This is a genomic window from Arthrobacter yangruifuii, assembly GCF_009192775.1.
Classification (GTDB): Bacteria; Actinomycetota; Actinomycetes; order Actinomycetales; family Micrococcaceae; genus Arthrobacter_B; species Arthrobacter_B yangruifuii.
In genome coordinates this window covers 1,041,413-1,063,841 of record NZ_VTFX01000001.1, presented here as the reverse complement: position 1 = coordinate 1,063,841, position 22,429 = coordinate 1,041,413, and the positions used below count along the sequence as shown (strand labels likewise).

Here is a 22,429-nt window from a genome sequence, read left to right as displayed (position 1 = left end):
AAAGAGGTGAAACATGGAGGGTTTTACTGCCCTCTTCGAGCAGTACGACGTCGTCGGCGCTTTCTGGGTCAACATCCAGCTGGCGTTCTGGGCGGCTCTCTGGTCGCTGATACTGGGTACCGTCCTGGCGCTGATGCGGATCTCCCCGATCCCCAGCCTGCAGTGGTTCGGTACTGCCTACGTAAATATCTTCCGGAACACCCCGCTGACCATCATCATGGTGTTCGGTTCACTCGCCCTCTGGTCGCAGCTGAACGTCAGCCTGTCCTCGGACTTCACCACCAACTTCTTCCGCCTGGCGGTGCTGTCCCTGACGGTCTACCACGCGGCCTTCTTCTGTGAAGCCATCCGCAGCGGCGTCAACACCGTTCCCCTGGGACAGGCCGAAGCCGCACGCGCCATCGGCCTGGGCTTCCTTCCGGCCGCACGGATCATCATCATGCCGCAGGCCTTCCGCGGTGCCATTGCCCCGATGGGCAACGTGCTGATCGCCCTGGTCAAGAACACCACCGTGGCCGCCACGGCGGGCGTTGCCGTGGAAACCTCCAGCACCATGAAGACCATGATCGAGTTCTATCCGAACCTGATGACACAGATCTTCCTGACCTTCGCCATTGGCTACGTCATCATCGTTATCCCCATCGGTCTGCTCACCACCTGGGCCTCGAAGAAACTGGCGGTCGCACGATGAGCGCACAGAATGTCCTGTTTGACGCCCCGGGTCCCAAGGCCCGCCGGAACATCAGGATCGTCAACATCCTGGGTGTCCTGCTGGTCCTGGCCCTGCTCTGGTTCGCTGCGTCCGGCCTGGCCGACAAAGGCCAGTTTGAGGCTGCCAAATGGACGCCGTTCCTGGAATGGAGCACCTGGCAGTATTACCTGCTCCCGGGTCTGCTCTCCACCCTGAAGGCCGCCGCGGTTGCGGTGGTGACTTCCATCGCCTTCGGCCTGCTCTTCGGCATCGGCCGGTTGTCTGCCTTCAAGCCGATCAGCTGGGCCAGCGGGATCGTGGTCGAATTCTTCCGCGCCGTTCCCGTGCTGCTGATGATGGTGTTCTTTTACCAGTTCCTGTCCAAGTCCACCTCGGTGGATCCGTCACAGGTTCCGTTTTGGGCCGTGGTAATTGCCCTGACCCTCTACAACGGTTCGGTCATCGCCGAGCTGGTCCGCTCCGGTGTCTTCGGCCTGCCCAAGGGCCAGCGTGAAGCCGGCCTGGCCATCGGCCTGACCCCGGGCCAGTCGCTGCGCAGCATTGAAATGCCGCAGGCACTGGTGGCCATGCTGCCGGCGCTGCTGAGCCAGTTCGTGGTCATCCTGAAGGACTCCGCGCTGGGTACCTTCATCGGTTACACCGAGCTGCTCGAGTACGCCCGCCGCCTGGCGAGCGGTGAAGGCAACATCCTGCCGGCCCTGCTGGTCACCGCCGCGATCTTCATTATCCTGAACATGCTGCTCACCTTCGCCGCCCAGCGCCTCTCCCGGCGTCTGGGGGCACGTGCGGGCAAGGTGTTGCAGATCGAGGACACGATCGAGCCTGAAGGCATTGAAGCGCCGGCGCCGGCACCGGCAAAGGGCGCAGCCCGATAGCCTTCCCCGGCTGCGGACTCCCGGCAACGGGCAACAAACAGGAGGGGACCGGAAGCACCGGTCCCCTCCTTTTTCGCTGCCTGGAAAGGCGTGCCCGCCCTAGCCGAGCCAGGCCCGCAGCGCGGCGAGGCAGTCCCTGACGGCAGAGGCCTGCACGTGTTCATTGTCGGTATGGGCCAGCAGGGCGTCCCCGGGTCCGAAGTTCACCGCCGGGATGCCCAACGCGCTGAACCGGGCGACGTCGGTCCATCCGTACTTCGGCTTGGGTTCGGCCCCTACGGCGGCAACAAAGGACGCGGCAGCGGGCAGGGTCAATCCCGGCCTGGCCCCGGCGGCCGCGTCGGTGCGGACTACGTCGAAGCCCTCCAGCAGGTCCCGGACGTACGCTTCGGCTTCCTCGATTCCCTTGTCCGGGGCAAAGCGGTAATTGATTTCCACCGTCACAGCATCGGGGATCACGTTGCCGGCGGTTCCGCCCCAGATCCGGACCGCGTTCAGGGATTCACGGAAATCCAGTCCTTCCACGGACACCGTGGCCGGGACGTGGTCACGCAGCCGCACCAGGATCTCCGCCGCTCCGTGGATGGCGTTCTCCCCCATCCAGGCGCGGGCCGAGTGCGCGGCCCGGCCGGTGGTGGTGGCGTGGAAGCGCATGGTGCCGTTGCAGCCGCCCTCCACCGTTCCGTTGGTGGGTTCCAGGAGCACGGCGAAGTCCGCCTTCAGCCAGTCGGCATGGCTTTCCGCCAGCCGTCCGAGTCCGCTGAGGGACGCCTCCACTTCTTCATGGTCGTAGAAAATGTAGGTGACGTCCCGGGCCGGGTCGGTGAGCGAGGCGGCCAGCGCCAGCTGGACTGCCACCCCGCCCTTCATATCGGTGGCGCCGCGGCCGTAGAGGACCTCGCCGTCCCACGTGGAGGGCACGGTTCCGCGGGACCCCGGCACGGTCGGCAGCGGCACGGTGTCCAGATGCCCGGCAAGGATGACCCGCTCGGCCCGGCCAAGGTTGGTCCTCGCCGCCACGGAGTCCCCGTCCCGGGAAACCTCCAGGTGCGGGTAGGCGCGAAGCGCCGTTTCCACGGCGTCGGCGAGCAGCTTTTCATTGCCGGAGACACTCTCGACATCCATCAGGGCTGCGGTGAGGTTGGCTACGTCATCGGTAAGGTCCAGGGAAGGCACAGCTGCATCAGTCACCATCCCACAGTACCGCTCGGTAGACTGGGGCCCATGACTTCACGCGCTGCCTCCGCCCCTGCCGAAACCACCGACATCCGCATGGCCTCCGGACTTGGACTGGCCACTGTGACGTCCACCGGCGAAGTGCTCGATGTCTGGTTCCCGCGTCCCCTGCTGGGCGTTTCCGAACCGGATGCGGCGCTGCAAAGCGATCTTGCTGCCTCGGCCGAGGCCATGGCCGACGGTATCCGCAGCACCCACGGCGAAGTAGTGGACCTCCGGATCGACCTCGACGCCGCCCCCGCCGGCACTGCCGATGCGTACCTGCGCCTGCACCTGCTTTCCACCCGCCAGGTGCTGCCCAACAGCATCAACCTGGACGGTATCTTTGCCGCCCTGCCGAACGTCGTCTGGACCAACCACGGCCCCTGCGCCGTGGCAGACTTCGAGGCCGTCCGGCTGCGGCTGCGCAGCCGCGGCCCCGTGACCGTCTACGGCGTGGACAAGTTCCCCCGCATGACGGATTACGTGCTGCCCTTCGGTGTCCGGATTGCCGACGCCGGACGGGTCCGGCTGGGCGCCCATCTGGCCGAAGGCACCACGGTGATGCACGAAGGGTTCGTCAACTTCAATGCCGGGACCCTCGGAACCTCCATGGTCGAAGGCCGCATCTCTGCGGGAGTAGTTGTCGGTGACGGCACCGACGTCGGCGGCGGGGCCTCCATCATGGGCACCCTGTCCGGCGGCGGCAAGGAAAAGATCACGCTCGGCGAACGCGTCCTCCTGGGCGCCAATTCCGGCGTCGGCATCAGCATCGGTGATGACAGCGTGGTGGAGGCGGGGCTGTATGTGACCGCCGGAACCCGGGTCAGCGTAGTGGAGGACGGCGCATCCCGGCTGGTGAAGGCCGCCGAGCTCTCCGGCGTGCCGAACCTGCTGTTCCGCCGCAATTCCGTCACCGGCGCGGTGGAGGCACTGCCCCGCAACGGGCGCACCGTGGAGCTGAATTCCGCGCTGCACGCGAACTAGCGGCCGGGACACCGATGCTACTGCACCGGCAGCATGAGACCCGCAGCTTCCGGGTGCTGGTCCTGCTGCTGGCGCTGTGCGTGGCCGCGTTCGCCGCAGTGTTCGCGGTGGCCGCCCTCTCAGGAAAGAAGCAGGCACCTGTGATTACCGAACGCTGCGTGGCCGCCGTGGGCGGAGCCGAATACTTCCTGACCCTTGAGCAGGCCGAAAACGCCTCCACTATTTCGGCGGTGGCCGTCGCGCGGGGGCTGCCGCCGCGCGCCGTGTCGATCGCTCTGGCCACCGCCCTGCAGGAATCGGGCCTGCGCAACCTGGATTACGGTGACGACGCCGGGCCCGATTCCCGCGGCCTGTTCCAGCAGCGTCCGTCCCAGGGATGGGGCAGCGAAGAGCAGGTCATGGACCCGGTCTTCGCCGCGAATGCCTTCTACAACGGGCTGGAGAAGGTGCCCGGGTATCTGGACCTCCCGATCACGGAGGCGGCGCAGGCTGTCCAGCGCAGTGCCTTCCCGGAGGCCTACGCCAAGCATGAAGGCCCGGCCCGCGCCTTCGCCTCTGCCCTGACCGGGCAGACCCCGGCAGCCCTGTCCTGCACCCTGCGCGCCCCGACAGCCGGCGCTGACCCCGTGCAGGGCAGTGAGGCCGTTGAGGCCGTCTACGGGCCGCTCAACGGCTCCGTACTGGCCCCCCTTTACCTTGCCGACGTCGAGGGAGCCTACGGCTGGTCAGTGGCGCAGTGGTTTGTCGCCAACGCCAAGGCGCTCGGCATCGAGTCGGTGGCCTACGAGGGCCGGACCTGGCACCGGGGCACGGCCGTCTGGGAAGAATCGGATGCCGCCGCCGGGCAGGTTGCCGTCACGGCATTCAGCGTCCCGGCAGAATAACTACGCGCTCCCCCGGCCATTTATGCGGTGGATCCGGCGGCGAAACCGTTTAGGCTTAGGACCATGCGCATTCTTGTCACCGGTGGCACCGGTTATATCGGATCCCACACCACCCTCGCCCTGCTCGAAGCGGGCCATGACGTGGTGGTTGTGGACAACCTCCTGAATTCAAGCCAGGAATCCCTCCGTCGGGTCCAGGAGCTGGCCGGCCGTAAGGCGGAATTCATCCAGGCGGACCTGCTGGACACGGCGGCGCTCGACGCGGCCTTCGACGGGCGGTCAATCGAGGCCGTCATCCACTTCGCCGGGTTGAAAGCCGTGGGCGAATCCGTGGCCAAGCCGCTGTATTACTACTCCAACAACGTGGTGGGCACCATCAACCTGCTCCATGCCATGGAACGGCACGACGTCCGGACTATTGTCTTCAGTTCGTCGGCCACCGTGTACGGCGCCTCCGAAGAGGTTCCCCTGACCGAAGACACCCCCATGAATGCGGTGAACCCCTACGGGCGCACCAAGGAGCACATCGAGGACATCCTCAGTGACCTGGGCTCGGCGGATCCGCGCTGGAGCATCGCCCTGCTGCGCTACTTCAACCCCGCCGGAGCACACGAGTCCGGCCGGATCGGCGAGGACCCCACCGGCATCCCGAACAACCTGCTGCCCTTCGTGGCGCAGGTTGCCGTGGGGCGGCGGGACAAGGTGATGGTCTTCGGAAACGACTACCCCACCCCTGACGGCACCGGTGTCCGCGACTACATCCACGTGGTGGACCTTGCCGCCGGCCACCTGGCCGCCCTGAACTACCTGGGCGAAGGCCCCGGTGTCCGCCGCTGGAACCTGGGCACCGGAAACGGCTCCTCCGTCCTGGAGGTCCTGACGGCGTTCTCCGCCGCCGCCGGCAAGGACATTGCCTACGAGTTCACGGACCGGCGGCCCGGCGACGCCGCGGTCAGCTACGCCGATCCCTCCGCCGCGCATGCGGATCTGGGCTGGCGGGCAGAACGCTCCCTGGCCACCATGTGCGAGGATCACTGGCGCTGGCAGAAGAACAATCCCGAAGGCTATGCCGCCGGATAACCGGGACGGTTAAACGGCAAAAGGGAAGGTCCCCGGAGAATTCTCCGGGGACCTTCCCTTTTGCCGTTTCAGCACACGAATTAACGCTGCGGGTAATCCCGTTCCGGGGCGCCCGTGTACAGCTGGCGCGGGCGGCCGATCTTCGTCTGCGGATCCTGCATCATTTCGCGCCACTGGGCAATCCAGCCCGGCAGGCGGCCAATGGCGAACAGGACCGTGAACATCTTCTCCGGGAAGCCCATGGCCTTGTAGATCAGGCCGGTGTAGAAGTCCACGTTCGGGTACAGCTTGCGCTCGATGAAGTAATCATCGGCCAGGGCCTTTTCTTCGAGGCGCATGGCAATATCCAGCAGCTCGTCATTGCCGCCGAGCTTGGCGAGAATGTCGTGGGCGGTGGCCTTGACGATCTTGGCGCGCGGGTCGTAGTTCTTGTAGACGCGGTGCCCGAAGCCCATGAGCTTCACGCCGTCTTCCTTGTTCTTGACCTTCTCCATGAAGGTTTCCGGGGCCATGCCGGTGGACTGGATGTCGCGGAGCATGTTCAGGACCGCTTCGTTTGCGCCGCCGTGCAGCGGGCCGAAGAGAGCGCTGATGCCGGCGGAAACGGAGGCGAACATGTTCGCGTTGGAGCTTCCGACCAGGCGGACGGTGGAGGTGGAGCAGTTCTGCTCGTGGTCTGCATGCAGGATCAGCAGCAGGTCCAGGGCCTTGACCAGATCCGGATCCATTTCGTACGGCTCGGCCGGCAGGCCAAAGGACAGCCGCATGAAGTTCTCCACCAGGTTCATGGAGTTGTCCGGGTAAAGCATCGGCTGGCCGATGCTCTTCTTGTGCGCGTAGGCCGCAATCACGGGCAGCTTCGCCATGAGGCGGACCGTGGAGAGCTCAACCTGTTCTTCATCGAACGGGTCCAGGGAATCCTGGTAGAAGGTGGACAAGGCACTGACTGCCGAGGACAGCACCGGCATCGGGTGCGCGTCACGCGGGAAGCCGCCGAAGAAGCCCTTGAGGTCTTCGTGGAGCAGGGTGTGGCGGCGGATCCGCTGGTCGAAATTCTCCAGCTCGGTAGGCGTCGGCAGTTCCCCGTAGATCAACAGGTACGAGGTCTCCAGGAAGCTCGAGTGCTTCGCCAGCTGTTCAATCGGGTAACCGCGGTAACGCAGGATGCCCTGATCGCCGTCGATGTACGTGATTGCGGACGTGGTGGCCGCCGTGTTCATGAAGCCGGGGTCAAACGTGACGGTGCCGGTCTGCTTCAGCAGCTTGGAAACGTCGAAACCGTTGTTTCCTTCTGCTGCGGCAACGCGGGGCAGTACAAGCTCGTCTTCCGGGTTTGGCCCGTACTGGAGCTTGGCACTTGGTTGCTCAGTCATTAATTCTCCTTTAGGAGTTTTTGAAACCGCCGCTATGTACATCCGCTTCCGAGGGACATAGTGCATTCCACTAAACTATTTCGCTAAAACGCTACCGGTTTCAGTGCCCTGAGCACTAATCGGGGCGGGCACTGTTGTACAAGCGCAACATGGCAGGGCACGGCATTACGGTGCAATGCCCCATACTATTCCCGTCCGGCGCTTACCCGCTCGGGACCGTGCCGGCTGCGGACGCTGCCTGCAGGCGGGCGGCGGCGGCGGCAATGCCCTCATCGGTTCCGGTGAGGGCAATCCGGACAAAGCCTGCCCCGGCGTCTCCGTAGAAGACCCCGGGCCCGACGACCAGGCCCAGCTCGGCAAAGCGGGCCACAGTGGTCCATGTATCCTCCCCGGCGGTCGCCCACAGGTACAGCCCCGCCTCGGAGTGCTCGATCTTGAGGCCGAAGGCCCTGAGGGCAGGGACCAGGAGGTTGCGGCGGGACCGGTAGAGATCCTTCTGGGCAGCCACATGCGCGTCGTCACGCAGGGCTGCGGCCATGGCGGCCTGCACCGGTGCAGGAACGATCATGCCGGCGTGCTTGCGGCTGTTGACCAGGTTCGCGATCAGCGCCGGGTCACCGGCCGTGAATGCGGCCCGGTAGCCGGCCATGTTGGACTGCTTGCTCAGCGAGTACACCGCAAGCAGGTTTTCGGTGCTTCCGCCGCTGACCCGCGGATCAAGGATGCTCGGCACGGGTTCGCCGCCCTCGGCGGGATCCCACTGTCCCCAGCCGAGTTCGGCGTAACACTCGTCGGAGGCGACCACGGCGCCCAGGGCGCGTGCCTCTTCCACCAGGGTGCGCAGGGACTGCGCCGAGCGCACAATGCCGGTGGGGTTGCCCGGCGAGTTCACCCAGACCAGCCGTACACGCGCACGTGTCTGTTCATCCAGGTCCGAGAGGTGATCCGCAGCAACCGCCGTCGCCCCGGCGAAGACCGCACCCATGTCGTAGGTGGGGTAGGCCACCACCGGGCGGACAACGACGTCGCCCTCACCCAGCCCGAGCAGCAGCGGCAGCCAGGCGACCAGTTCCTTGGAACCGATGGTCGGCAGGACGGCTTCCGGATCCAGTCCGGGAACATTCCGGCGGCGGGCAAACCACTCGGCGACGGCGGCCCGCAGGTCACAGGTGCCGTGGGTGGTGGGATATCCGGGGGCGTCCGCTGCTGCTGCCAGCGCCTCGCGGACGACGGCGGGCGTGGGGTCCACGGGGGTACCGATGGACAGGTTCACGGCCCCGTCAGGGTGCTCGGAGGCCCGGCGCTGGTACGGCGCCATGGCGTCCCAGGGGTACTCGGGCAGGTCAAGGCCGAAGCCCCGGGGTGCTGCCCCGCTCATGCCTGGTTCTGCGGCGGGAGGACAGCGATGATCGGGTGGTCCTTATGCGTATTGCCCACCTTGGCTGCTCCGCCCGGGGAACCCAGGTCATCGAAGAACTCGACGTTGGCCTTGTAGTAGTCGGCCCATTCCTCGGGAGTGTCGTCCTCGTAATAGATGGCCTCGACCGGGCAGACCGGTTCGCAGGCGCCGCAGTCCACGCACTCGTCCGGGTGGATGTAGAGGGAGCGTTCACCTTCGTAGATGCAGTCCACGGGGCATTCTTCGATACATGCCTTGTCTTTCACATCTACGCACGGCTGCGCAATTACGTACGTCACGTCCCTTGCCTTCCTGATCTGCGGACCGACGGCCGGTAGGACGGCGGGTCGCTGGGTGTTGGTTCCACGTTAGTAGCCTTGTCCATTATCTCCCAGCCGGAGCGTCCCGGTGACTACGGTCCCACCGTAGGATGGAGTCATGACCCCTGACCCCGCCAATCTGCTCCGAGGGCTGCAGCCCGGAGTGCGGGTGGTGGTCCGCTACCGGATTGACGGCGGTTTCACGGACGCGCTGGGCACTCTCAGCGCCATCGGCGCAGACAGGTGCACGGTGTCCACCCGGCGCGGCGACGTCGTTATCGCCTATCCCCTGGTCACTGCCGCGAAGACAGTGCCCCCGCCTCCCCCGCGCCGGCAGGCACGGGCACGGCCGCTCTAGAACGTACGCAAAAGGCCGCCGGAACATAGTGTTCCGGCGGCCTTTTGGGTGCTTTGAGGTTTTTCGCTCCGCCTAGGCGGCGGTTCCCGCGGCGCGGTCCCGGCCCAGCACACGCGTGCAGATCAGGACGGCTACAACGGTGGCCACTGCCTGCCCGAACAGCCAGACGAGTCCGGCCGCTACCACCGGCGGTTGTTCCGCGGCGGATGAACCGGTCACTATCAGCGGCACTTCACTGACCAGGTCCAGGGAAAACAATCCCAGCACCAGGTACGTGACCACGCCGGTGACGGCACTCAGCAGGGCGCTGCGCTGCCGTAGGCCTATCAGCAGGGCGACGGCGCAGCTGAACACCACGGCGAGCAGCGAACCGACCGGCAGCCCGTTCTCACCGGCGTACACCACGTGGCTGTGCAGGGACGTGCCCAGCACAGCCGCGAGGATTCCTCCGGCCACGGCGGCAAGAGCCCCCCGCCAGCGCGGGGACCTCTTGCCGGTGTCAGCCGCGGCGGTGATGGCTAGGCCTTGGCGCGTGCGCGGTTGGCCTTGGCACGGTCATTGGCGTTCAGGACCAGCTTGCGGATGCGGATGGATTCCGGAGTGACCTCGACGCATTCGTCCTCGCGGGCGAATTCAAGGGACTCTTCCAGGGTGAGCTTCCGCGGCGGGGTCAGGTTCTCGAAGGTGTCCGAGGACGCGGCACGCATGTTGGTGAGCTGCTTTTCCTTCGTGATGTTGACGTCCATGTCATCGGCGCGGGAGTTCTCGCCGACGATCATGCCTTCGTAGACCTCTGAGGTGGGCTCCACGAAGAAGGAACCGCGTTCCTGCAGCTTGATCATGGCGAACGGGGTGACAACACCGGAGCGGTCGGAGATCAGCGAACCGTTGGTGCGGTATTCGATCGGACCGGCCCAGGGCTCGTAGCCCTCGGCGATGGACGAGGAGATGCCGGCGCCGTGGGTTTCCGTCAGGAACTTGGTGCGGAAGCCGATCAGGCCACGGGCGGGAACGATGAATTCCATCCGGACCCAGCCGGTGCCGTGGTTGGCCATGTTGACCATGCGGCCCTTGCGGACGGCCATCAGCTGCGTGACGGCACCGAGGTATTCCTCGGGTACGTCGATGGTCATGTGCTCCATCGGCTCATTGACCTTGCCGTCAATGATCTTGGTGACAACCTGCGGCTTGCCGACCGTCAGCTCGAAGCCTTCGCGGCGCATCTGCTCCACGAGGATGGCCAGGGCGAGCTCGCCGCGGCCCTGGACTTCCCAGGCATCCGGACGCTCGGTCGGAAGGACCTTCAGGGACACGTTGCCGATCAGTTCCTTGTCGAGGCGGTCCTTGACCTGGCGGGCCGTAACCTTGGCACCCTTGACCCGGCCGGCCAGCGGCGAGGTGTTGATACCGATGGTCATGGAGATTGCGGGATCATCAACGGTGATCAGCGGCAGCGGCTTGGGGTTGTCGACGTCGGTCAGGGTTTCACCGATGGTGATGTCCTCGATACCGGCGACGGCCACAATCTCGCCGGGGCCGGCGGACTCGGTCGGAACGCGGTCCAGTGCCTTCGTGGCCAGCAGTTCGGTGATCTTGACCGTCTTCATGGTGCCGTCGTGGCGGGCCCAGGCAACGGTCTGGCCCTTACGCAGGGTGCCGTTGAAGATACGCAGCAGGGCAAGGCGGCCCAGGAACGGCGAAGCGTCCAGGTTGGTGACGTGCGCCTGCAGGACACCTTCCGGATCATACGTGGGGGCGGGGATGTGCTCCAGGATGGTCTGGAACAGCGGTTCCAGGTTGTCATTCGCGGGGGCATCGCCGTCGGCCGGCTGCTCCAGGGAAGCGGCACCGACGCGGGCTGCGGCGTAGACAACGGGAACGTTGAGGATGAGGTCCAGATCCAGGTCCGGCACCTCGTCCGCCAGGTCGGAGGCGAGGCCGAGCAGCAGGTCCATGGACTCGCTGACAACTTCGTCGATCCGGGCATCGGGACGGTCGGTCTTGTTGACCAGCAGGACTACCGGCAGCTTGGCGGCCAGTGCCTTGCGCAGCACGAAGCGGGTCTGCGGCAGCGGACCCTCGGACGCGTCAACGAGGAGGACAACACCGTCGACCATGGACAGGCCGCGCTCGACCTCGCCGCCGAAGTCGGCGTGGCCGGGGGTGTCAATGACGTTGATGGTGATGGTTTCGCCCTTGGCAGCCGGGCCGTTGTAGAACACGGTGGTGTTCTTGGCCAGGATGGTGATGCCCTTTTCGCGCTCCAGGTCACCGGAGTCCATCACGCGGTCTTCCACGTCACCGTGGGCGGCAAACGAGTTCGTCTGCTTCAGCATGGCGTCGACGAGGGTCGTCTTACCGTGGTCAACGTGGGCCACAATCGCAACGTTGCGGAGATCGCTTCGTACTGCGGTGTTTACAGCCGTGTTGGTTTCTGACATGCGTGAGGACTCAATTCATAGGAGATCAGTTCGGGGTGAATCTTATAGGCCGGATTGGTTCCGGCGTATCCGGCTGTTCTGTACGAATGCTGATGCGTTTGCTGCTTCAAGCGCTTGCTCAATCACCAGTCAGAATCCACCGAAGGCCCCGCCGTCAGCGGGCACGCTAACATTCTAGTCGCAAGACCATATGATCCCTAATGCGGCCCTCCGGGGCGAGTACCGACGCGTCCGGAGCAGGGGTCCGACACCGGACGCGCTGAAGGCGGGGAACCCTTCCGGTTCCCCGCCTTCAGTGCCTGCCCGGCTCCGCCGCTATGCGACTTCCGGCGGCAGTTCCAGCCGGGAGCCGGGGATGGCTGCCAGCAGGGCACGGGTGTAGTCCTGCTGCGGCGCGTCGAAGACTTCGTCGGTGGTGCCGGTCTCCACCAGCTTGCCCTTTTCCATCACGCATACGAAGTCCGCGATCTGCCGGACCACTGCCAGGTCATGCGTGATGAACAGGTAGCTCAGCCCCAGTTCGGACTGCAGGTCCGCGAGCAGGTTCAGGATCTGGGCCTGCACCAGCACGTCCAGTGCGGATACCGCTTCGTCGCAGATGACCACTTCGGGGTCCAGCGCCAGGGCGCGGGCGATGGCAACACGCTGGCGCTGGCCGCCGGAGAGTTCGTTCGGGAAGCGGCGCATCACCGAAGACGGCAGTGCCACCTGGTCCAGCAGTTCGCGGACCTTGGCCTCGCGGCTCTTGGCCGTGCCGATCTTGTGCACCCGCAGCGGTTCTTCGATGGTGCGGAAGATGTTGTACATCGGGTCCAGGGAACCGTAGGGGTCCTGGAAGATGGGCTGCACGCGGCGGCGGAACTCAAACAGGCGCTTGGTGTTCAACGTGGTCATGTCCACCCCGTTGTACATGATGGAGCCGCTGGTGGGCGTCTCCAGGTTCAGCACCATGCGTGCCACCGTGGACTTGCCCGAACCGGACTCCCCCACGACGGCGGTGGTGGTGCCGCGCTTGATGTCGAAGGACACGTTGTCCACGGCGGTGAAGTCCGTGGACTTCCCCAGGCCGCTGCGCAGCTTGAAGACCTTGGTCAGGTCCTTGACCTCAATGACGTTGTCCGCGGCCTTCAGCTTGGCGCTGTCTTCCGACGTCAGCAGGTCAGCGCTCTGCACGCCCAGGCTCTTGGCCGAGTCAATCCGCTTGGAGGCCAGGGACGGTGCCGATTCCACGAGCTTGCGGGTGTACGGGTGGCGCGGATTGGTGAGGATCTCCAGGGCCGGCCCGGATTCCACCACGCGTCCCTTGTACATCACCACGACCTTCTGTGCCCGTTCCGCGGCGAGGCCCAGATCGTGGGTGATCAGCAGTACCGCGGTGCCCAGTTCATCGGTGAGCGTGCCCAGGTGGTCCAGGATCTGCCGCTGGACGGTGACGTCCAGAGCCGACGTCGGTTCGTCGGCGATCAGCAGCCGGGGCCGGCAGGACAGGCCGATGGCGATCAGTGCGCGCTGGCGCATGCCGCCCGAGAACTCGTGCGGGTACTGCTTGGCCCGGCGTTCGGCGTCGGGAAGGCCCGCCTGCTCCAGCACCTTGGCGACGTCCGCAGGGGTGTGCGGGAGGCCGTTGGCCCGCAGCGTTTCCTTGACCTGGAAACCGATCTTCCAGACCGGGTTCAGGTTGGACATCGGATCCTGGGGCACCATGCCGATGGAGTTGCCGCGCAGTTCCTGGAGCCGTTTTTCGCTGGCGTGGGAAATGTCCTCGCCGTCAAAAATGATCTGTCCGCCGCTGACCCGTCCGTTGCCGTCCAGCAGGCCGATCGCCGCCAGTGCGGTGGTGGACTTGCCCGAACCGGATTCGCCGACGATGGCCACGGTTTCGCCCGGCATCACCGTCAGGTGTGCGTTCCGCACCGCCTGAACCTCGCCGTTGGAGGTGGAGAAGCTGATCGCGAGGTCGCGGATTTCCAGCAGGGGCTGCAGGGCAGCCGTGTTTTCGGTGTTGATGGTCATCGTTTGCGCGCCTTCGGATCGAGAGCATCACGGACCGCGTCGCCGAGCATGATGAAGCTCAGCACGGTAATGGATAGTGCGGCGGCGGGCCACAGCAGCGTTGACGGGTTTGACCGCAACGAGGTCTGTGCAGCCGAGATGTCATTGCCCCACGACATGATGCTGGGCGGCAGTCCGATGCCCAGGAAGGACAACGTTGCCTCGGCAACGATGAAGGTACCCAGTGAAATGGTGGCGATGACAATCACCGGAGCCAGTGAGTTGGGGATGACGTGCTTCATCAGTGCCGAGAACTTGGACACTCCGAGGGAGCGCGAGGCCACCACGAAGTCCGCGTTGCGGACTGAAATCACTGCGCCGCGGGTAATTCGCGCCACCTGCGGCCAGCCGAAGATCAGGAGGGTGAAGACCACAGTGACGGTGGTCCGGTTCTCCCGGAAAGCAGGCAGCTGCATGATGATGATCGCGCCGAGAATCAGCGGCAGTGCGAAGAAGATGTCGCCGAGGCGGGCCAGGATCGCATCCAGCCAGCCGCCGTAGTAGCCGGCCAGCGCGCCCAAAATACCGCCGATGATGACCACGGCGATGGTGGTCAGCAGACCGACAAGGACGGAGGCACGTGTTCCGTAGATCACCCGGGCGTAAACGTCGCAGCCCTGGAAGGTGTAGCCCAGCGGATGCCCGGGGGCGGGACCGCCGTCGGAGTTGGCCAGCAGGCAGCCTTCGTCCGGAGAGGCACTGGTGAACAGGCCGGGGAAGGCAGCCACAGTGAGGATCAGCAGGATCAGCAGGGCGGAAATGATGAACAGCGGCTGTGTGCGCAGGTTCCGCCAGGCTTCGCCCCACAGGCTCAGCGCCTTGGTTTCTTCCTTGACACTGTCCGTTTCGGCCAGAGGGGTTTCCTCCAGCGGTGCCACATAGTGCTCGGTGTTTGCGGTGTCTTTATTCATAACGGATCCTCGGATCAAGCCAGGCGTACAGGAGGTCTACGAGAAGGTTGGCGATGACGTAGACGAAGACGAGGACACTCACGATCGACACGATGGTGGGCCCCTCTCCCCTGATGACGGACTGGTAAAGTCGCTGCCCCACGCCGGGGACGTTGAAGATGCCTTCGGTGACAATGGCGCCGCCCATCAGTGCACCCAGGTCTGCCCCGAGGAAGGTCACTACGGGGATCAGTGAGTTGCGCAGGATGTGCACGGTGACCACGCGGGGCCGTGACAGGCCCTTGGCTGTGGCGGTGCGGACATAGTCGGCATTCATGTTTTCGATTACCGATGTGCGCGTGAGGCGCAGTACATACGCGAAGGATGCCAGGCCCAGTACCAGAGCCGGCAGTATCAGGTCCGTAAACCCGGCGTCGCCGCCCACGGTGGGCGAAGTCCATTGGAGCTTAACACCCACAATAAACTGCAGCAGGAAACCGAGTACGAACACCGGAATGGCGATGACGATCAGGGAAACAACCAGGATCGTGCTGTCGAAGATCTTGCCCTTCTTCAGACCGGCGATCAGGCCGAAGACAATACCGAAGACGGCTTCGAACATCAGTGCCAGGAAGGCGAGGCGGATGGTGACAGGGAAGGCCTGGGCCAGAACGGCGGAGACCTCCCGTCCGGAGAAGTCCACGCCGAGGTCAAAGGTGACCAGGTTCTTCAGGTACAGCAGATACTGCACGATGAAAGGCTGGTCCAGGTTGTACTGGCTGCGCAGCTGGGCAGCCACTGCTTCATTTACCGGCTTGTCGCCGAACAGTGCGGCAATCGGATCACCGGGCAGCGAGAAGACCAGGAAATAAACGAGGAACGTTGCCCCGAAAAAGACGGGGATCATTTGTAGAACGCGTCGAAGGACGTAGCCGGCCATTAGGGATGGCCTCCTGCCAGCTGGGGGGGATTTTGGTCTCGCATGTTTTGTATACCTGTTCTTGGTAAGAACCCGAATACAAGCCGGGGCCCGGCCTTCTGGCCGGGCCCCGGATCGGTCGGTCTAGATGATGCTACTTGGCGGTGACGTTGTAGTAGACCGGGACGCCGTTCCAGCCGGTTTCAACGTTTTCCACGTTGTTGCTCCAGCCGGACTGTGCCACCTGGTACCACAGCGGGATAACCGGAAGGTCCTTCAGCAGGACTTCCTGGGCCTGGTTGAAGATCTCGGCACCCTCTTCAGGAGTGGAGGCCGCAAGGCCTTCGCTCAGGAGGCTGTCGAACTCTTCGCTCGAGTAGTCGCCGTCGTTGGACCCTGCCCCGGTGCCGTACAGCGGGCCGAGGAAGTTGTTCAGCGACGGGTAGTCGGCCTGCCAGCCGGTACGGATGGCGCCGGCGAGCGTCTTGGCTGTGGCATCTGCGCGCAGTTCCTTGAACGTTGCGTAGGGCTTGCCTTCAGCCTGGATACCCAGGTTGTTCTTCAGGCCGTTGGCTACTGCGTCCACCCACTCCTTGTGGTTGGCGTCAGCGTTGTAACCAATGGTGAAGGGCTTATCTGCGGGCCAGGGCTCGATCTTCTCGGCCTGCTCCCACAGATCCTTGGCCTTCTCGGGGTTGAACTCCAGCACTTCCTCACCGGGGATGCTGTCACTGTAGCCCTCAATCACCGGAGCGGTGAATTCCTTGGCCGGTTCGCGGGAACCGGAGAACACCACGTCGGTGATCTCTTCCCGGTCGATGGCCATGGAGATGGCCTGGCGGCGCAGCTGGCCGGCCTCACCGGAGAACTCGGGCAGGTAGCCCGGGATGGTGATGGTCTGGTTGCCTGCGTATGCCTTCTCGGAGAAGCGGCCCTCGCCCAGATCGGTCTTGAACGTCTTCAATGCCGAGTTGGGCATGGTGTCCAGGATGTCCAGGTTGTCCGACTGCAGGTCTGCGTAGGCAGCGTCGAAGGAGGAGTAGAACTTGAAGGTCACTCCGCCGTTCTGCGGGACACGGGTTCCGGTGTAATCCGGGTTGGCGACGAGGTCGATCTGGACCTCGTGCTGCCAGGCGTCGTCGCCGTCGAGCATGTACGGACCGTTGCCGACCGGCTTTTCGCCGAAGGCAGCCGGATCCGCAAGAGCTTCAGCCGGGAGCGGGAAGAAGGCCGTGTAGCCGAGGCGCTGCGGGAAGTCGGACTCCGGCTGGCTCAGCTTAACGGTGAAGGTGTTGTCATCAACGACGGTGAGGCCGCTCATGGTGTCGGCCGTGGCGCCTTCGGCGCTGACCTCGTCATAGCCTTCGATGCTCTCGAAGAAGTACGAGTTCAGCTGGGCGTTCTTGGCTGCCGCGCCGAAGTTCCAGGCATCCACGAAGGACTTGGCCGTGACTGCCTCGCCGTTGGTGAACTTCTGGTCTGCCTTCACCTTGATGGTGTAGGTCTGGGAGTCCTCGGTCTCAATGGACTCGGCAAGCTCGTTGACTGTGTTGCCGTCAGCGTCGTAGCTGACCAGGCCCTCGAAGAGCAGGTCCATGATGCGTCCGCCACCAACTTCGTTGGTGTTGACCGGCATCAGCGGGTTCTGCGGCTCGGTGCCGTTGGCAGTAATGATTGCGGTGTTGTCGCCGCTTTCACCGGTACCTTCGGCCGACTCGTCGGATCCTCCACCGCAGGCGCTCAGCGCGAGTGCGGCAACAGCCGCTACGCTGAGCATTTTGGAAGTGCGTGTGACGCGCATTCCGCCTCCTAAGTTCTGTTCGGTTCCGGCGTTGTCACGCCGGCGTTGCGGCTCCGCCAAATGGTGAACCGACTCACAAAGCCAACAGCATAAGCCCAAGTTGATTCACGACGGTAACAAAGTAGGGGTGCCGCCCTTGCATCGACGCGTCGTCCGCCGGCGGCCGGCAGCTAAAGCCGCGTCCGTACATGGGATTAAAGCGCATCGGCGCCGCTGGTAACAATTTGGCATACCCCCTGCGTATTACATGCAATGACATGTCACATGCGCCTGTTTCCTGCGACACTGTCCAGCTGTTTTATCTGCACCACAATCGCCTCACCGGGTCGATGCCTCGACGTGCCGGTCTTTGGCGGCGGGGCCCGGAATCTACCGCACCCCCTGCACAGACGGCTCGTACCCGGCCGCGGTAAAATTCCCTCCTCAGGCGTATCCCGCGCCCGACGGCGAGTTGGAGGGCTTTAGTGAAAATCACGATTATCGGCGGGTCCCGGGGCACGGGAGCGCAACTGGCTGCTCTGGCACACGCTGCCGGCCACGAGGTCACGGTCCTCTCCCGCAGCGGGCAGGCCCCTGCCGGCGTGCAGGCGGTTGCGGGCGACGCCACCGACCCGGCAGCGGCCGCGCGGGCAGTATCCGGGGCCGACGCCGTCGTCGTCACCGTTGGCGGCGCCAAAGGCGTGCCCCGTCAGCGCACCGCGGTGACCCGGAGCGTTATCTCCGCCATGCAGGAGAAGGGGGTCCGCCGGCTGGTGGTGCAGTCCTCGCTGGGAGCCGGAGATTCGGGCTCCCAGATGCCTGCTCCGCTGCGGCTCGTCATGAAGGCGGTGCTGGCCAAGGCGCTGGCGGATCACAACGGGCAGGAGGCTGCGGTGAAGGATTCCGGCCTGGACTGGACCATTGTGCGTCCCACCGGGCTGACGGACAAGGAACCTTCCGGCACGTGGAAGGCATTGGAGACCACCGACGGCGGGCAGCTGGGCGGGTCAATCCCCCGCCGCGATCTCGCTGCCTGCATGCTGCACACCCTGACCGACGATTCCTCCGTCGGTAAGGCCTTCGGAGTCAGCAGCTAACCCCGCTGCGGCGGATTCCGCTACACGTGGTCTCAGTCGGCTCGTTGATAGTGCACTGCGAGCGCACCGTTTTGGAGCGGTTCCGCAGAGATCAGGTCCAGGCGACGCGTACTGGGCAACATCCCCTGATACAGCGTCGGGCCGTGGCCGGTAATCATGGGGTGGACAAGGAATCTGTACTCGTCCACCAGATCCAGCCGGTCCAGCTCAGCCGCAAGTTTGCCGCTGCCGACGAGCACTCCGTCGGGCGTCCGGTCCTTGAGTTCCTGCACGGCGGTGCGCAGGTCGCCGACGACGTGGTGGCTGCCGGTCCACGGAAAGTCGCTGCGGGTTGTCGATACGACGTACTTGGGTTTGGTTTCCAGTTTGAGAGCCCACTCGCGCATCGCGGGCGGCGCCTCGACCTCTCCACGGGCAACCAGCGGCCAGTAGCTCTCCATCATTTCGTAGGTGGTGCGGCCCCACAGCATTGCGCCGCACTCGTCCATGAGGCGGGTGAAGTGGGCGTGTGTCTCGTCGTCGGCAATACCCTCCCGGTGGTCGACACAACCATCCAGCATGACGTTGATACCGAAAGTCAGGCGGCCCATAGGACGATTCTAAGTGGCAGGGTCCCGGGAGCAATGGGCTGCGGACTGAATTCGGGAAGGTCCGCAGCACCAGGCACCCGGTATGCAGTGTCGGTGCTCAGCCTTCTCACGGCCGCCCTGCGTGCCCGGTCCACAGGCCGAAGGACACCCCGGTTGGATCTCGGAAAATGCCGAACCACCGGTCGTCGCCGCCCAAGGCAACCCGGGACCGCTCCACCAGGCCGCCGAGCGCTACAACACGGCCGAGCGCCGCCTCAAGATCATCGACAGCCACATACAATCGTGGTCCTGCAGACGGAGGAGATGCCGACGGGTCGGCCCGCTGAAGCCCGCCGATTCCGCGATCGCCCGCCGTGATGATCCAGTAGTCCGCACCCAGCTCCGTGTCCGCGAAGGCAGGCTCAAAAGACCAGCCCGACAGCGCCGCATGAAACCGCTGAAAGAGCTCCGGATCGCTCGTCTCGACTTCCCACCACACCACCTTGTCCATGGGCTCATGCTATGGAAAAGCAAACAGGCAACGTTGAGCAACACGCCCCGGGCCGGCACACTTCGAGTCGCCGCCGGCTCGAAGTAATCACAGTTGGTTTCACCCCTGGTCATTGCTCCTGGTCCGCTCTTGTCAGAAGACGGACGCTGACTGTTTCCACTTAGTCCGCCGGGAGTGCCGCCGCTTTCCCGGCCTTGGCGGCCGCGATGCGCGGGCCGCCAAACCACAGCACGATCCCCGCCAGAACCCAAGCGCTAAGGGTCAGGGCCGCAGCGCCTCCGCCGGCGCCGTCGAAATAGGCCACGGCGCGGACGAGGGTGCCGGCGGCACCGGGAGGAAGGAGCTGGCCGATCATGGCCACTCCGGCGGGAAGCCACTGTGCGCTGGTCGAGATGCCCGCGAAGGGGTTGCCCACAAACATCATGGACATGGCGGCGATTGTGAAGCCCTTCGTACCGAAACACTCGTTGAGACCTGCCAGGGGCAGGGCCAGTGCCGCAATACCCAACGCAACACTTGCCGCAACCGGGACCAGGGGACCCTCAATGCTGCCGAACACGTACTTCAGAACTGCGGCGACGACGAACCCTCCGGCCACTGAAAATCCGGTGAGGCCGGCCAGGATCCACCAACGTTTCCCGGGCAGCATGGAGCGGAACGCTACAGCCGGAACAATGCCGCCGAAGACGAGGGGGAACGCCAGGCCTCCGATGCCCACGCCCGTCGGGTCGCCGGAGGGAAGCGGAACCACGTCCACAACCTCGGCTGTCTGCCCCATGCTGCCCGCCATCGTGGCGCCCACATTGCTGACGGTCCCGGACACCGCGGTTGAACCGGCGCTCGCTACGTACACCTGCATGTCCTCCGGATGTGAGAAGTCAAAGCCGCCGACGATTTCCCGGTCCCGGATTCCCTGCTCCAGGTCGTCAGCACTTTCATAGCCCTGGACAACAAACGCGCCCGGTGACTGGGACTCCAGGGTTTCCGAGACTGATTCGGCCTTCTCCTGCGATCCGACGACGCCCAGGCCAAGGTCCCGTGGTCCGGAATGGAGCGAGGGTGAAATGAAGAGCATCAGGAGTGCAAGCAGAATGACCGAGAGTCCTACGGTCAGGCCCGCCCAGATGGCTGCGTGCTTTCGATGGGAGCCGGAGACCGGCGCTTGAACTGTCATGGATCCTTCAAACATTTATGTGGAGGACTTTCCTCCGTATCTACCGGATGATATTCCTCCGGTTTAGACTGGGAGTCAACTTGAAAGGAACTGGGATGAGGGCAGACGCTGCACGGCGGAGAGAAGCGATCATCGCCCATGCGAGGCACCTATTCGCCCAGCGGGGCGGCGATGTTGCGCTGGAGACAGTAGCCGCGGCGAGCGGAGTCGGCATTGCCACCCTGTACCGCAATTTCCCCTCCCGCGATGAACTGGTCCGAGCCGTAGTTCAGGACACTGTCGAGGGCATCCTGGAAGCGGCAGACGAGGCCCGCGCCGGGCTGGAAACGAACGCTGCAGCGTCATGGGAGCAGCTCTTATCGCACCTCATGTCCATGGAGCTGGGTGCGCTGACCGATGGCCTCGCGCTGCAGGCAGGTGCCGCCCGCGATTTGGACGCCACTCCCCTGGCACAGGTGCAACGCCCGGCCGTCGAGGCGTTGGATCAGGTGCTGGCTGCACTGAAAACCCAGGGGGCGGTCCGGCAGGACCTCACCGCACTGGAGGTCATCGTTGCGGTAGCGACGATCACCCGGCCGCAGATCCCGCCGATCCGTGAAGCAGCGCCCAGGGTGCAGGCCCAGGTGGCACAGGCGTATCTGCTGTGGAGCCGCACTTCGTAAGGCTGCAGGCAAGCACCCTCGCACGGGCGCCCTTGCTCAGACCCACGAGGACCACGAACACGGCAAGCATCGCGATGGGCAGGGCAATTCCGTCCCTGCCGAACTGCCCGCTGTACGGCAATTTGGTCTCGGAGGGGACGCTCGCAAAAGCGAAAACCGCGATGCGTTCCCGGCAATCCTCAATTCTCACCGCTGGTCCCAACTACATCTATGTCGATCCCATGCGTTTTTAGAATGCTCCACCGGCCAGAGAATCCTGTGACACGGCGCGAGGGCCGACTATGGCCGTTCCTCGACCCTTGTTTGCCAGGGTGGCCAGAAGGCAAACACGACTTACGACCATCCAACGCACTTCCGGACCACGGAGTCCGCTGGAATAGCCCCTTCGCAAGACCTGTCGACGCCACTTATTCTCATTGATTCAGGCAATAAACCTAAACATCAAATGTCAATTCGGGCACATTCCGTAGCAGAGCAACGTTTGAGCTAACCGTCGTTTGTCGGCTTCGCAGTCGAGGCCTTTGGTCAGCCCCCTGCCGATGGGGCCCTATGTCTCTATCAGCTCCCCCTGAACGGCGAGCACCACCAGAAGTCGGGACGCCCTGAAATAGTGCAGCTTGGCTGCAGCCGAGTCCAGAAGGGAGCGCTGCTTCTGAAGATACCTATAAGGAACACACCCAATCAGAGCTCCCGGGCTCACGGTCGGCGCCCTGTGCCGGAGTTCGGCCGGGATTGCTTCGTGGAGTTACTGCGGAGGGTCTTGAAGGACCAGGCCTTCGTCTCCGGGGAGTACTTTGCCCTGATCCCGATCTGCGCTGTCCTCCACATTCAATGTAAACGCGTCGCCCGGCGAGCAGGGAGCAGTAGCCCCGATACTGTACGACTCGTCCGATGCATAAGTATCGAATTCAGCCCGGAGGACGGGACCACCCTCGGCGAAAACAGTCGGGTGCGTTGTCGGATTTACCGTGCGAACGGTCATGCCCAGGGACTCCCAATACTCGGCGACGCGTTTGGCATCCCCAATATGGTTGGTTCCCTGAGGCGCCCAACGGTCATAGCTGTAACTGGCGGTGGCATCCTCCCGTCCATGGCTGCTTTCGGGGGTGCATGCACTCCTGCGCTGCCGCT

At 64.4% G+C, this 22,429-nt stretch carries 21 protein-coding genes; 8 read left to right on the top strand and 13 right to left on the bottom strand.

Translation table 11 applies throughout. The features are described from left to right. The first annotated feature begins 13 nt into the window (after nucleotides 1-13). Nucleotides 14-691 (top strand): amino acid ABC transporter permease, encoded by a 678-nt coding sequence (locus GD627_RS05160; protein WP_146361299.1) that lies wholly within the window; start codon nucleotides 14-16, stop codon nucleotides 689-691. After that, the gene (locus GD627_RS05155; RefSeq protein WP_152271567.1) at nucleotides 688-1,587 is read left to right on the top strand and encodes an amino acid ABC transporter permease; all 900 of its coding nucleotides are present in this window, start codon (nucleotides 688-690) and stop codon (nucleotides 1,585-1,587) included. Before GD627_RS05160 ends, GD627_RS05155 begins: the two co-directional genes overlap by 4 nt. Before the next feature lie 99 nt (nucleotides 1,588-1,686). Here GD627_RS05155 and dapE read toward each other — a convergent pair whose 3' ends face one another. After that, nucleotides 1,687-2,778, bottom strand: a complete 1,092-nt coding sequence (dapE, locus tag GD627_RS05150) for a succinyl-diaminopimelate desuccinylase (RefSeq protein WP_425481880.1) — start codon at nucleotides 2,776-2,778, stop codon at nucleotides 1,687-1,689. A 33-nt stretch (nucleotides 2,779-2,811) separates the two neighbouring features. On the opposite strand from dapE, the gene dapD reads away from it, so the two are divergent. From dapD to galE, 3 genes are all read left to right on the top strand, one after another. After that, nucleotides 2,812-3,789, top strand: coding sequence for a 2,3,4,5-tetrahydropyridine-2,6-dicarboxylate N-succinyltransferase (gene dapD / locus GD627_RS05145; protein WP_152271565.1), 978 nt, complete (start codon nucleotides 2,812-2,814; stop codon nucleotides 3,787-3,789). Nucleotides 3,790-3,803: 14 nt separating this feature from the next. Continuing rightward, nucleotides 3,804-4,673: a VldE C-terminal domain-containing protein gene (locus GD627_RS05140; protein WP_152271564.1), complete on the top strand. Its 870-nt coding sequence runs from the start codon at nucleotides 3,804-3,806 to the stop codon at nucleotides 4,671-4,673. A gap of 63 nt (nucleotides 4,674-4,736) precedes the next feature. Continuing rightward, nucleotides 4,737-5,753, top strand: a complete 1,017-nt coding sequence (galE, locus tag GD627_RS05135) for a UDP-glucose 4-epimerase GalE (protein ID WP_146361289.1) — start codon at nucleotides 4,737-4,739, stop codon at nucleotides 5,751-5,753. A gap of 80 nt (nucleotides 5,754-5,833) precedes the next feature. Here the strand turns inward: galE and GD627_RS05130 are convergent, their stop codons facing one another. From GD627_RS05130 to fdxA, 3 genes are all read right to left on the bottom strand, one after another. Continuing rightward, complete coding sequence (locus tag GD627_RS05130) at nucleotides 5,834-7,126, bottom strand: citrate synthase (RefSeq protein WP_146361287.1); 1,293 nt, start codon at nucleotides 7,124-7,126, stop codon at nucleotides 5,834-5,836. Nucleotides 7,127-7,328: 202 nt separating this feature from the next. After that, entirely contained in the window at nucleotides 7,329-8,504 is a 1,176-nt protein-coding gene (gene dapC / locus GD627_RS05125; RefSeq protein WP_152271563.1) for a succinyldiaminopimelate transaminase, read from the bottom strand. Then, on the bottom strand, nucleotides 8,501-8,824 hold the full coding sequence (gene fdxA / locus GD627_RS05120) for a ferredoxin (RefSeq protein WP_146361283.1): 324 nt from the start codon (nucleotides 8,822-8,824) through the stop codon (nucleotides 8,501-8,503). Before fdxA ends, dapC begins: the two co-directional genes overlap by 4 nt. Nucleotides 8,825-8,963: 139 nt before the next feature. Here fdxA and GD627_RS05115 point away from each other — a divergent pair, with 139 nt between their 5' ends. Continuing rightward, complete coding sequence (locus GD627_RS05115; protein WP_152271562.1) at nucleotides 8,964-9,203, top strand: putative acetyltransferase; 240 nt, start codon at nucleotides 8,964-8,966, stop codon at nucleotides 9,201-9,203. A gap of 72 nt (nucleotides 9,204-9,275) precedes the next feature. Here GD627_RS05115 and GD627_RS05110 read toward each other — a convergent pair whose 3' ends face one another. The 6 genes from GD627_RS05110 to GD627_RS05085 form a co-directional block, all read right to left on the bottom strand. Next, complete coding sequence (locus tag GD627_RS05110; RefSeq protein WP_194265961.1) at nucleotides 9,276-9,635, bottom strand: hypothetical protein; 360 nt, start codon at nucleotides 9,633-9,635, stop codon at nucleotides 9,276-9,278. A gap of 86 nt (nucleotides 9,636-9,721) precedes the next feature. Beyond that, nucleotides 9,722-11,644: a translational GTPase TypA gene (gene typA, locus GD627_RS05105; RefSeq protein WP_152271560.1), complete on the bottom strand. Its 1,923-nt coding sequence runs from the start codon at nucleotides 11,642-11,644 to the stop codon at nucleotides 9,722-9,724. 315 nt (nucleotides 11,645-11,959) lie between these two features. Then, nucleotides 11,960-13,657, bottom strand: a complete 1,698-nt coding sequence (locus GD627_RS05100; protein ID WP_152271559.1) for an ABC transporter ATP-binding protein — start codon at nucleotides 13,655-13,657, stop codon at nucleotides 11,960-11,962. Further along, nucleotides 13,654-14,607, bottom strand: coding sequence for an ABC transporter permease (locus GD627_RS05095; RefSeq protein WP_146361273.1), 954 nt, complete (start codon nucleotides 14,605-14,607; stop codon nucleotides 13,654-13,656). The genes GD627_RS05100 and GD627_RS05095 overlap by 4 nt, the downstream gene beginning before the upstream one ends. After that, a complete protein-coding gene (locus GD627_RS05090) occupies nucleotides 14,600-15,526 on the bottom strand; it encodes an ABC transporter permease (RefSeq protein ID WP_146361271.1) in 927 nt (308 codons plus the stop codon). Before GD627_RS05090 ends, GD627_RS05095 begins: the two co-directional genes overlap by 8 nt. A gap of 133 nt (nucleotides 15,527-15,659) precedes the next feature. Next, complete coding sequence (locus tag GD627_RS05085) at nucleotides 15,660-17,306, bottom strand: peptide ABC transporter substrate-binding protein (RefSeq protein WP_146361269.1); 1,647 nt, start codon at nucleotides 17,304-17,306, stop codon at nucleotides 15,660-15,662. 464 nt (nucleotides 17,307-17,770) lie between these two features. Between GD627_RS05085 and GD627_RS05080 the strand changes: the two genes are divergently transcribed. Next, a complete protein-coding gene (locus GD627_RS05080; RefSeq protein ID WP_194265960.1) occupies nucleotides 17,771-18,382 on the top strand; it encodes an NAD(P)-dependent oxidoreductase in 612 nt (203 codons plus the stop codon). Between the two features lie 32 nt (nucleotides 18,383-18,414). Here the strand turns inward: GD627_RS05080 and GD627_RS05075 are convergent, their stop codons facing one another. The 3 genes from GD627_RS05075 to GD627_RS05065 all read right to left on the bottom strand — a co-directional run bounded on the left by GD627_RS05075 (nucleotide 18,415) and on the right by GD627_RS05065 (nucleotide 20,636). Next, nucleotides 18,415-18,972, bottom strand: a complete 558-nt coding sequence (locus GD627_RS05075) for a dihydrofolate reductase family protein (protein WP_146361265.1) — start codon at nucleotides 18,970-18,972, stop codon at nucleotides 18,415-18,417. 106 nt (nucleotides 18,973-19,078) lie between these two features. Continuing rightward, entirely contained in the window at nucleotides 19,079-19,462 is a 384-nt protein-coding gene (locus tag GD627_RS05070; RefSeq protein WP_152271557.1) for a VOC family protein, read from the bottom strand. A gap of 160 nt (nucleotides 19,463-19,622) precedes the next feature. Beyond that, complete coding sequence (locus tag GD627_RS05065; protein WP_152271556.1) at nucleotides 19,623-20,636, bottom strand: ABC transporter permease; 1,014 nt, start codon at nucleotides 20,634-20,636, stop codon at nucleotides 19,623-19,625. 95 nt (nucleotides 20,637-20,731) lie between these two features. On the opposite strand from GD627_RS05065, the gene GD627_RS05060 reads away from it, so the two are divergent. Beyond that, nucleotides 20,732-21,298 (top strand): TetR/AcrR family transcriptional regulator, encoded by a 567-nt coding sequence (locus GD627_RS05060; protein ID WP_186764201.1) that lies wholly within the window; start codon nucleotides 20,732-20,734, stop codon nucleotides 21,296-21,298. Nucleotides 21,299-22,429: the final 1,131 nt, after the last annotated feature.

Bases quoted from the DNA above. Each gene is read 5' to 3' on its own strand.
- dapC (WP_152271563.1), bottom strand. From the start codon at position 8,504: ATGAGCGGGGCAGCACCCCGGGGCTTCGGCCTTGACCTGCCCGAGTAC.
- GD627_RS05070 (WP_152271557.1), bottom strand. From the start codon at position 19,462: ATGGACAAGGTGGTGTGGTGGGAAGTCGAGACGAGCGATCCGGAGCTC.
- GD627_RS05140 (WP_152271564.1), top strand. From the start codon at position 3,804: ATGCTACTGCACCGGCAGCATGAGACCCGCAGCTTCCGGGTGCTGGTC.
- typA (WP_152271560.1), bottom strand. From the start codon at position 11,644: ATGTCAGAAACCAACACGGCTGTAAACACCGCAGTACGAAGCGATCTC.
- GD627_RS05095 (WP_146361273.1), bottom strand. From the start codon at position 14,607: ATGAATAAAGACACCGCAAACACCGAGCACTATGTGGCACCGCTGGAG.
- GD627_RS05100 (WP_152271559.1), bottom strand. From the start codon at position 13,657: ATGACCATCAACACCGAAAACACGGCTGCCCTGCAGCCCCTGCTGGAA.
- GD627_RS05160 (WP_146361299.1), top strand. From the start codon at position 14: ATGGAGGGTTTTACTGCCCTCTTCGAGCAGTACGACGTCGTCGGCGCT.
- dapD (WP_152271565.1), top strand. From the start codon at position 2,812: ATGACTTCACGCGCTGCCTCCGCCCCTGCCGAAACCACCGACATCCGC.
- GD627_RS05060 (WP_186764201.1), top strand. From the start codon at position 20,732: ATGAGGGCAGACGCTGCACGGCGGAGAGAAGCGATCATCGCCCATGCG.
- GD627_RS05090 (WP_146361271.1), bottom strand. From the start codon at position 15,526: ATGGCCGGCTACGTCCTTCGACGCGTTCTACAAATGATCCCCGTCTTT.
- GD627_RS05065 (WP_152271556.1), bottom strand. From the start codon at position 20,636: ATGACAGTTCAAGCGCCGGTCTCCGGCTCCCATCGAAAGCACGCAGCC.
- GD627_RS05130 (WP_146361287.1), bottom strand. From the start codon at position 7,126: ATGACTGAGCAACCAAGTGCCAAGCTCCAGTACGGGCCAAACCCGGAA.
- GD627_RS05115 (WP_152271562.1), top strand. From the start codon at position 8,964: ATGACCCCTGACCCCGCCAATCTGCTCCGAGGGCTGCAGCCCGGAGTG.
- GD627_RS05075 (WP_146361265.1), bottom strand. From the start codon at position 18,972: ATGGGCCGCCTGACTTTCGGTATCAACGTCATGCTGGATGGTTGTGTC.
- GD627_RS05085 (WP_146361269.1), bottom strand. From the start codon at position 17,306: ATGCGCGTCACACGCACTTCCAAAATGCTCAGCGTAGCGGCTGTTGCC.
- galE (WP_146361289.1), top strand. From the start codon at position 4,737: ATGCGCATTCTTGTCACCGGTGGCACCGGTTATATCGGATCCCACACC.
- GD627_RS05155 (WP_152271567.1), top strand. From the start codon at position 688: ATGAGCGCACAGAATGTCCTGTTTGACGCCCCGGGTCCCAAGGCCCGC.